Consider the following 9,895-nt stretch of genomic DNA (forward strand, 5'->3'; position numbering starts at 1 on the left):
ACGGGTATCAATTAGTGCATTTTTATTTGTATCATCCTTGGTTTTGCATGTATAATCATTTCAGTTTCGTATGTAATAATCTAAGTGCTTAAGCGGTGCAAAGGGACGGGGAGATTAGAATTTTTAAGCTTCTCATTCTCAATTACCTTGACTTTTCACCAAAAGAACGTAAGATTCGATAAAATCTCCAATAACAGCAGTTTAAAATTCCCCAAAAATAGCAGATAATCGTTTCAAAACAACATCTTAGATGGAGTGGAAAAACGATGCTGAAGATAGGGGAGTTTTTTATGATTCGAGAGTTGCACCAGAAAGGCTGGGCTCAAACTCTCGGATGAAATATGTGAAGCTTACGACCAAATAATGAATAAGTTAAAAAATAGCAAATAGATGTAATAACAATAAGGAGTCAGAGTCAGCTTATGTACTGGTCATATCGTAAATTGAACTTTATTTACTTTTTTCTGGCGCTTATTTTGCTATCTGTTGCTTTCTATAATATTTTTTATCATTTGGGTAAATTTCCAATTTATAGTTGGGATGAGGCGAGACACGGGGTCAATGCTTATGAGATGTTAAGACAGAGGAATTTTATTGTCAATACATATAGATATAAGACGGATTATTGGAATTTAAAACCTCCGCTTAGTTATTAGGCGATCATGGCTGGTTATAAAATCGCGGGATTCAATGCATTAGGACTAAGATTAATCTCAGGCATCTGTGCAATGTTAACGATTATTATAGTGGCTATTTTTGTGAAAAAGAATTTCGGAAATTTGGCTTCCCTATTATCGATGTTAACATTGTCAACAAGCATTCAATTCATAATCAACCACTGTGCAAGAACAGGTGATGCCGATTCGCTTTTTGTTTTTTTATTTACAGCGGCCATTCTGTCTCTGTTGCTTTCTGTGAAAAACGATAAATGGTTATATGTTTCGGGACTTGCATTTTCTTTCGCCTTTTTAACAAAAAGTTGGCATGCGGGTAATATAGCTATTATTATGGGATTGTATCTCATCGTTACAGGAAAATATAAAAGATTATCTTATAAAAAATGGATTACTTTATGTTTGTGCATGATTGTACCCATTCTTATTTGGGCGGTCGTGAGATATCAATATGACGGCTTTACATTTTTTAACGTATGACTTACTGCTTAGATCGACCGTTCCTATAGAGGGTCACGTTGGAGATGAGTCTTACTATGCTATCATATTATGCCGTTTTTACTTTTTGTGGCTCGCTATCTTATTGGGAATGATCTTATTCTATAACTTTTATAAAAATGTTTCTTTTGATATGTTCAAATCTGAACATCAGTCTTATATAATAGGCATCTTTTTATGGGTGATCATTCCTTTTATGATGTTTACTTTTGCTAAAACGAAAGTAAGATGGTATATTTTGCCTATCTATCCTCTGCTATCCATCGTTATAGGAGTTCTGGCAAGTAAAATTTTTACAAATGGAAAATTAATCATAAGAATCTTACTCTTATCCGCTATCCTTTATGTATCTTATTCTTATGAATCTCAAATTCAAACGTATTTAAACAACCCAATTCCTAATTTTCAATTGAGTTTGATTCAAAAAACGCAAGCACTCGATGGAGTAAGGGGATATAGCTTATTTATGTACCATTCACCGGGACATAAGGCGGTATGGGCTCAAAGTGCGGTTTTAACGGCAGAGTTAGTGAACGATTTTAAAGTGCGAAGCGGAGGCCTTCATGCTTTTTTAAAAAATGACAGAGCCTTGCTTTTAGTCAAGAAAAGATGGTTTAATAAACAGCTTTTAACGTCCTATCATTTAAGTGTTATGGCGTCTAATTCTTGGGGTTATATCCTTTGTAAAAAGAAGATATGAATGATGGATTGCTGGATAGGTCAAAATGTTAATTGAACAGGATTTTGGATCCTGTCCGAATCACAATAGACGGTGATGAAGCTTTAACAAAGGCGTCTCTTAATAATATAAAGGACCAACACATTCGCAAAATAAAAGGTCATGTAGTTTAATGGCCCTCAAGTTAAAATAAATATGGAGAAGTATCTTAGACTAAGCTGTCCTGTTAAAAGGACAGCTTTTTTTCGTTCGCCATGAAAAATTCATTAGCAGAGACGTTACAAAATTAAATGGAAAGCGTTACAGTACATCGAAAGCACAAAGCTTCAACTGCCATAAGGTGTCATTTAGACATGATTTCCGATAAAAAATTGATTTTCGGGAAATACTAATTGCAAACAAAAACAGGAGGATAAAGAAAGCATGCCATGGATCGAAGGGCGCATTATTTCTGGTGAATATGACAAGGAAATGAACGTTTTCACCATTCAAAAGCTCAAACAGTTTTTCGTTGAATCCGTGCTCCAGCCATATCAGCTGCAGCATCTGTCAGACTATCTGAAAAATCATCAAAATGAGAAGGAAGGACAAATCCTCATTCTTTACGATCAAATGCCCGTGAAATTGTCGCAGGAAGAAATAAAGCAATTCATAGCGGATTTAGACGAAATTCAGTCTCACTGTAAAGGTTTTTCATGAAAAGATGCAAGAATTCATACAGAAAGTGTTTGATGTTTGATGAGAAATAAAAAGTTGTTCAAATGGTTAATCTTGATCATAGGTTGTTCTCTTGTTCTGTCATTTATTTGGAAAATACCTATAACAGCGAACAATCATAAAGGACGAAGTTATTTTGAAGAACAAGGAAGAGCAATCTGGGAAGTGCGAGCCAAAGAGAAAGTTATTGCACTGACCTTTGATGATGGACCAAGTGCAACATATACTCCACAAATTCTAGATATTTTAAAACAATACCAAGCCAAGGCAACTTTTTTTGTAGTTGGTTCCCGTGTAAAAGATCACCCAGATTTAGTAAAACGTCAAATTTTGGAGGGCCATGAATTAGCAAATCATACATACAATCACGCCAATTTCAGAGGGCTTACCGAAGAAGAAATTAGACAAGAATTAAGAAAAACAAAACAACTTATTGTTGAGTTGACTGGATTTTCTCCGAAATTTTTTCGCCCGCCAGGAGGGTATTATAATGAAACCATCATTAATGTCGCCAACCAAGAAGGCTATACCGTTGTAATGTGGTCATGGCATCAAGATACCTATGATTGGAAGCAGCCGGGCGTCAGTAAAATTGTAAAAAAGGTTTTGTCTAATGCTCGAAACGGAGATATTGTCTTATTTCACGATTACGGCGGGGATCGTCGCCAAACGATCGAAGCGCTTAAGCAAATTTTACCTGAACTAAAAAAAAGAGGATACAAATTTGTCACTATATCCGAATTGATAAAAATGCATCCAAACTATAGATATCTCGAATGGATGCCAGGATGAATGAAATCATTGCCTGTGTATAGAGAGCTGAAAAATATTTGAGTGAAAGTGAAGCTGTTACCAGTTAGATGCCCCATCGGAACCATTCGATGGGGTTTTCTTACCACACGAAATCGAAGAAGAAAACCTTTTCCAATACAGAAGTTTCTTTGGTGTGGGCGGCAAGAAATTTTCACCTTTAAATAATGTGGAATAAATGATGAAATGCCTGCCAACACCCGAGTATTGCCGAATGGTTCTCTCGGGAGAGGGCAGGTGTTTTTTTGGCAACTGTTCAGCTTACGTAGGTATCTACCATGACATCAGTTTTAAAAAGTCAAAAATGAATGCCTTTAGCGAATGCTAAAGATGATTCTTAAATATTTAAACCGATAGACATAAGAGGAATGGGAATAAAAAAGAAGCAGCACTTATTACAGGGGCATCGGGAAGAATGGATAATGCATTGCGGAACGATTTGCCAAAGGCGGCTGCGATGATATAGTGGTTGTTGCCCAAAGTGAAAAAAGTTACACCAATTAAAAGAAATGTTGGAAGCAAAATATGGCATTCGCGTTTTTCCTTATGTAAAAGATTTGGCGAAGCAAGAAGAAGTCGAGAGGATTGTATAACGAATGAAAACAACAAAAATTGATGGGCTCATCAATAATGCCGGTTTTGGTTTATACAGGGAATTTTTTGTTTTATGATATCATACTCTTTACTAAACCACTGCTCATGCTTCCAAAAGCCGGAAAGAGGAGGGGCCTCCTGCCCTATGTATAAACATATTGTAAAACAAGGAGAAACCATCTTTTCCATTGCGATGGATTATCGTACCCCCGTGCAAGCTTTGTTAAATGCCAATCATTTATCCATATTTTCTCGTCTCGTTCCCGGTCAGGCGATTATTATTCCTCATCTTCCTGCAAAAGGCTCAATTCCATATACCATCCATATTTCTGTCAGCCGCCGGCAGTTAACATTAAAAAAGAAGGGAAACATCGTTCATACGTATCCGATTGGTGTTGGAAAAATCGTGACGGCAACACCTGTTGGCGACTTTATCATTGTCAATCGCCAACCGAATCCCGGCGGGCCGTTTGGCGCTATGTGGCTAAGTTTATCGAAGATCCATTATGGCATTCACGGCACCAATAATCCATCTTCCATTGGAAAATATGTATCAAAAGGATGCATCCGAATGTACAACAAAGACGTACTGGAATTAGCCTCGATGGTGCCAAACGGAACAGAAGTTTTCATCCGGCCATAACATCAAGAGATGTTGCAAACCAATATTTTTAATGGTTATAAAAACAGGGGATGTTTCCTCTCCACAATATATCGTACAACTTTTGGAACTATATATGGTGAGAGCGGGGCAGGCCCTTTCTTTATTTGTTGGAAATTTACAACACACAAATTTGTATGTATCCATGCAAATACGACCGGAATTGTAACAGTTTTGCCGGAAATGGAACCCGTAGACCCAAGAGGATCAAGCGTTACGAGAAGCGAAAAAATGAATTCGTGGCTTAGGGAAGGAGAACGCAAAGCTATGAGCATCTTCGCCAAAAACTGAAGTAATCAATGATGTATGAAAAGATATACTAGCCATTGACTTCCTTGTAAGAGAATGAAAGTGTCAACACCTTCATTCTCTTACAAGGCAGGCAAGCAAAGCGCGGTAGAAAAATCTCTATTTTTTTGACATAATACTATATCATCGCGAAAAGGAAATAGTTATTTTTATAACTGGATGAGGGAAATTGCAGATGTGTTCATTTCATACCGGAAATTGTATAGCTTTCAATAATATATTTTTGGAAGAACATGAAAATAACGATAATCGGAACAACCATAAAAGTCGACCCAGCCATTTGTAAAGCAAAGTTGCCGCCATTAGTGGTAGATGATGGAGCAAATAAAAGTTCAGAAAAGGAGTCATGATTCGCTGAATCTCCCTATACCAAACGGAGAATGCGATGTATAAGAGGACGGAGGATTTGTTCCCCGTCCTCTTGTTCATTCAAATATTTTTACCTTTTTTAACAACGAAAAAAGCCCTCGCTTTTTGTTTTCTAAGTCTTCTTCAATCGATTTATCTTCCTCTTTAAGAAAGGTTATTTCATTTTTTAAAACCATGTCTTGTGTTTTGGAAGCTGTTTTTGCTGGTTCATCATGATAGGTCAGTTCTGCTAACGGATTTAGGGGTGTTGCTTGAATTTCTTTGTCAGAAGAACTATTTATTTCCATATCCAATGTTTCCTGTACATTCTCCACCATAATGGAAGCAGTGGTACTTTCTGCTGGAGATGATACATTTGTTTCGTCCTTTTTCATGAAATGCTCATCTTCTGTTTCTTGATTTTCGGATTTCATCTCTTCAAGAATTTCATGGCTATCAATGTTTTCGTTTTCTTCTTCTTGAACAGCAGTGTGATCTATCATATCATAATGAATTTCTTCTTCAATATCATAATGGATTTCTTCTTCAGTTTGTTTGGACATAGCCTGATGTGTTATCCATTGCTCAGATACCTTTTCCTCTATACATTTGGATGTTATTGGCTCTTCTTCTGTTGTGTCCCTTAGTTCGGTAGTTGATTTAGGTATATCCAATGTGAGGAGCTGGATGTCTGAATGGTCATCTTCAGTGGCTGTGTATAATTGTGTTGGTGTTACTGGATTGGGAGATTTGTCATCATCCTCTCCCGACTGTTTATCTCGAAATGGTTGGCGAGTGTTTTGGAATGGTTGGGGTTCAATTCGTACATGTTTAATCTGGCTGGATCTCTGAGGATATACATTGGACGTTTGTGAATTTAATTGATTTTGACCTTTCTTTTTAACTGGGGATATAACAATCTGTTGCTTTGTTTCATCAATGAATTCCTGTAATTTTAGAAAGCTATTTGTAAATGAAGTTGTAACTGGATTTTTTTGCGAAGGAGTTATTTCTTTTGGTTTCTCTTCTACATGGGGAGTTTCTTGTTGTGTTGTTAACAGTTGTACTAATTGTGATAGCATTTCTTTCATTTCGTTCATTTCTGGATTTGACGAATCCCCTCTTTTCTGATCCATTCTTTCTGTTAACTCTGAAAGCTGTTTCGATATTTTCTCTATTTCTTTCGAAAACCGAACGGTCTTTTCAAGAATAGCTTCCATTTCAACTTGTTGATGTAAAATATTCTTTTGTAAAACCAACAAATCCTTTTGTTTCTCTCTATCAATTTCTGACAACTTTTCTTCGATGACACGGAATTTTTTTGTTAATGTGCGGACTTCTTCTCTCAAATCTTCTGTTTCCAGTTTTTGTGTAAATAAAATATTTTTCAACTCTTCAAAGTCTCTCAAAACCTTATCACTGTTTTCCTTCAAAAAATCATAATCTTTTTCCATAGTCTTGATCCTTTCTACCCAAGATGTGAATGATTCTAATTCTGATTTGAACGACAGATACTCATTCATAAGAGCGCGATGGGAAGAGAGTTCCCTCTCCAGTGACCGTGTTTTTTCCTTCATGATCTCTTTTTCTTTTTCCAGTTCAGCTTGCCTTTGTTTCGAAGCAGCTGCATCCTTTAATAAGGATTGGATTTTTTCTTCATTTGCCTCCACTTTTTTCTGAAGAATCAAATTTTCACTTCTTACTTCTTCAATCTCATCATGCAATAAGCAATTTTCCTTTTTTGTTTCCTCTAACTCTGTTGATAAACGGTCAATCTCATGATTTTGAGTGGAAATCGTTTCTTTATAATCATGGCATTTCTCTTGGAGCTGGGTGTTTTCGTTTGTTAACTGTTCCATTCTTTGTTTATAGTTAGATAAGTCACTTAATAAGGATTGGATTTTTTCTTCATTTGCTTCCTCTTTTTTCTGAAGAATCAAATTTTCATTTCTTACTTCTTCAATCTCATTATGCAATAAGCGATTTTCCTTTTTTGTTTCCTCTAACTCTGTTAATAAGCGGTCAATCTCATGATTTTGAGTGGAAATCGTTTCTTTATAATCATGGCATTTCTCTTTGAGCTGGGCGTTTTCGTTTGTTAACTGTTCCATTTGTTCTTGAAGATGGTTCGATTGTTGATCGGATTGAAACGAAGCAAGCATGGTTTTGTACTTTTCCAGTTCTGATTTGAGGTGGATAATTTTTTGTTCCAATTGGATGCTTCTATGCTCTTCGTTCACGGCCTCACCACCTTTTTGGTGATCTTTAACTATGGAAAATGCCCATTCTTTAACAATTATATGCAAGATCCTAATAAAGATTGACATAGAAAACCATTTGCATACGCTGAGAAAATTGGGCGCTGATACTATCACTCTTGTTGGCAAATTACATAGTATAGAGTAGCCTGAAAAAAATGAATGAAAGGAAGGTTATTTGATGCCGATTAACTTAGAGCAGTTTGCTCAACAATTTAGTCCTGAGTGTATTCAAGTTTGTAAAGTATACGACTGGACGACGAACGTAGTGTCGCTCACACAAGATATCACATTTACTTTCCCTGCTGGTTCTCTTACTGGTATCACCGTTACTCAAGTCAATTGTTCAATAAGTCTTTTAGAATGTGCTGAAGACGGTCCACGCCGTGATATCGAATGTATGGTAGGAGATCAAACAGTTACGCTGCAAGCTGTTACATTAAGCAAAACCATTCAAGTTATTTTAGAGGCAATTGGAACCAATGCAGCTGGCGCACAAGTGACTGTATTAAGTAATCCGGTACTGATTACAGCAAGTGAAGAAGTGATTCTTTGCGCACCAGAAGGCACAACAGTATGTTGTAATCAAACACAAAATGATTTCAACATTTGCCGAGTGGGGGCATTTACACAAACTGGAGATACAATTACTGCGACAGTTTCATTAAGAATTTGTCAAAGTATTGTCGTCACATTTGAAGTCATTTTAGAAGTGGCAGCGAGATTTTGCCAACCTCGTCCAGAAATTATTTGCGAGGAAGAATGTCCAGTCGATGTATTTCCACCGCAATGTCCAACTATATTCCCAGTTATGTAAAAAAGGAGCTACAACTCCTATCCATTTAAAAAAGAGGAGATTTACTCCTCTTTTTTCATACATATAACATTGAAAGAAGTCTTTATTTTCACAAGGAGGGGGAAGATGAGCGATCATCTGCTTTTGGAAGTGGAAAAAAAAGTTCGTACGTTGGAACGGGACATTCAGGCAGTCAAGCAAACATTGAACGAAATAAAAAAAGCGAAAGAGCAGGGGAAAGGCATTCCTCATATAAGTGTTATTTCTTATTTTACGTATTCGTTATTATTGCCGAAAACGGCAGAGCAAAAGGGAACCGTCGTCGGAAATTTTGTCATTCACAATACCGGTTCCGTTCCTCTTGAAAATCCTTTCATATGTCTAAAGGTGATGCCAAAAGAACGGGCGATATTGTCCGCTAAGCTTGGAGAGGATGTCCAATATGATCGCCGTTTGAATCCATTAGTGATGGAACCGTGGCAATATATTGATGAAAATGCGGATAAAATCGTGGAGGAAAAAGGAGAATTCTGGTTAAAGCCTGTCCACATTTCAAAAATCGAGGCTGGACAGAAATTATCTTTTTCCAATTTTCAGTTAAAGTTTGATATTGGAGAAGAACAAACGACTTATAAAGTGGAAGGGTTTTTTTATTGCAAACAATTCCAAAGCGGGGTCCGGGCTTTAAACAATATCGTTATTCATGTATAACGAGAAAATAATGAAGACGAGAGAGGCGAATTCATTTTCCAATAATAGAAAAATGAATCATGGAATGAATACAATGTTAGTGAAGGTAAAATGATATGTTTTCCATTAGTTAAGGAAGGCTGACTCAATATCTACTTTTGCCCTGTTTGAGTCAGCCATTGTTTATTTATGCTTCTCGAACGACAAGAGCATTTAATGCACGAGTTTCTGCACTATAAGTAATACCAGCTATAGCTGCAACGTTTATAACGACACGGTAAACGTGTGTTCCGACGCCTGGTACGTCTACCCAAGTAAGGTTCGGATATAAAGTAACCGTAGCAGCATCAGTTATTTGAGTGTCTATATCGAGCTGAGCCAAATCTACGAATACTCCTCCATTTGTAGACCGCTGTAGAATATAAGTAGCACCTGTTACGTTAGTTGTTACTCCTGCGTTAGCGGATGTAATTGCTAATTCAACCATGGAATCTAATTTTACCTCATCCCCGCTAAGCGTAGCGATTGGCTCAAGAGTAAGCACTACATTTGGATTAGTGGCAGCTGTGAGCGTTTGAGGGGTTGCTGTTTGTGTAAAAAACAATTGCGGAAATAAGCCTCCATTACATAAGCAAGCCATAATATATATCATCCTTTCAAATTTTTTGTTTTCGTACTACTGTATTAAATGACAAACGTAGAGAAAATGTTTCGGATGAACAACCATTCTTTCGCCCATTTTGAATTTAATAGTTGTAAATGGGAGAGTATCTAGAAATGATCGTTATGAGGTTAGTCTAAAAAGTAGGCACATCAAATAGAGACGTTATCATAAAACGAATTGCATGGAGGGAGTGGTCT

9 protein-coding genes and 1 pseudogene are annotated in these 9,895 nt (G+C 36.8%); 7 read left to right on the forward strand and 3 right to left on the reverse strand.

Annotated features, from left to right (window positions below; all coding sequences use genetic code 11):
- Positions 1–662 precede the first annotated feature (662 nt).
- The 5 genes from GCA01S_RS21155 to GCA01S_RS18085 all read left to right on the forward strand — a co-directional run bounded on the left by GCA01S_RS21155 (position 663) and on the right by GCA01S_RS18085 (position 4,615).
- Positions 663–1,154, forward strand: a complete 492-nt coding sequence (locus GCA01S_RS21155; RefSeq protein ID WP_245005294.1) for an ArnT family glycosyltransferase — start codon at positions 663–665, stop codon at positions 1,152–1,154.
- Entirely contained in the window at positions 1,126–1,872 is a 747-nt protein-coding gene (locus GCA01S_RS21160; RefSeq protein WP_255212309.1) for a hypothetical protein, read from the forward strand. The genes GCA01S_RS21155 and GCA01S_RS21160 overlap by 29 nt, the downstream gene beginning before the upstream one ends.
- A 402-nt stretch (positions 1,873–2,274) precedes the next feature.
- Positions 2,275–2,550 (forward strand): HAD family hydrolase, encoded by a 276-nt coding sequence (locus GCA01S_RS20420; protein WP_017437776.1) that lies wholly within the window; start codon positions 2,275–2,277, stop codon positions 2,548–2,550.
- Between the two features lie 39 nt (positions 2,551–2,589).
- The gene (locus tag GCA01S_RS18080) at positions 2,590–3,360 is read left to right on the forward strand and encodes a polysaccharide deacetylase family protein (RefSeq protein WP_042412146.1); all 771 of its coding nucleotides are present in this window, start codon (positions 2,590–2,592) and stop codon (positions 3,358–3,360) included.
- Between the two features lie 757 nt (positions 3,361–4,117).
- Positions 4,118–4,615 carry a L,D-transpeptidase family protein gene (locus GCA01S_RS18085; RefSeq protein ID WP_042412148.1) on the forward strand — a complete coding sequence of 166 codons (498 nt, stop codon included), beginning with the start codon at positions 4,118–4,120 and terminating at the stop codon, positions 4,613–4,615.
- Between the two features lie 508 nt (positions 4,616–5,123).
- Here GCA01S_RS18085 and GCA01S_RS21165 read toward each other — a convergent pair.
- Positions 5,124–5,246, reverse strand: a pseudogene (locus GCA01S_RS21165) (carbohydrate ABC transporter permease); the annotation flags it as partial.
- A gap of 121 nt (positions 5,247–5,367) precedes the next feature.
- The gene (locus GCA01S_RS18090; RefSeq protein WP_155835603.1) at positions 5,368–7,530 is read right to left on the reverse strand and encodes a coiled-coil domain-containing protein; all 2,163 of its coding nucleotides are present in this window, start codon (positions 7,528–7,530) and stop codon (positions 5,368–5,370) included.
- 199 nt (positions 7,531–7,729) lie between these two features.
- On the opposite strand from GCA01S_RS18090, the gene GCA01S_RS18095 reads away from it, so the two are divergent.
- Positions 7,730–8,365 (forward strand): BMQ_0737 family morphogenetic spore coat protein, encoded by a 636-nt coding sequence (locus tag GCA01S_RS18095; RefSeq protein ID WP_017437789.1) that lies wholly within the window; start codon positions 7,730–7,732, stop codon positions 8,363–8,365.
- A gap of 105 nt (positions 8,366–8,470) precedes the next feature.
- Positions 8,471–9,055, forward strand: coding sequence for a hypothetical protein (locus tag GCA01S_RS18100; RefSeq protein WP_042412151.1), 585 nt, complete (start codon positions 8,471–8,473; stop codon positions 9,053–9,055).
- A 166-nt stretch (positions 9,056–9,221) separates the two neighbouring features.
- Here the strand turns inward: GCA01S_RS18100 and GCA01S_RS18105 are convergent, their stop codons facing one another.
- Positions 9,222–9,674: a hypothetical protein gene (locus GCA01S_RS18105; protein ID WP_042412153.1), complete on the reverse strand. Its 453-nt coding sequence runs from the start codon at positions 9,672–9,674 to the stop codon at positions 9,222–9,224.
- Positions 9,675–9,895 lie beyond the last annotated feature (221 nt).

The sequence above is a fragment of the Parageobacillus caldoxylosilyticus NBRC 107762 genome (assembly GCF_000632715.1).
Taxonomy (GTDB): Bacteria; Bacillota; Bacilli; order Bacillales; family Anoxybacillaceae; genus Saccharococcus; species Saccharococcus caldoxylosilyticus.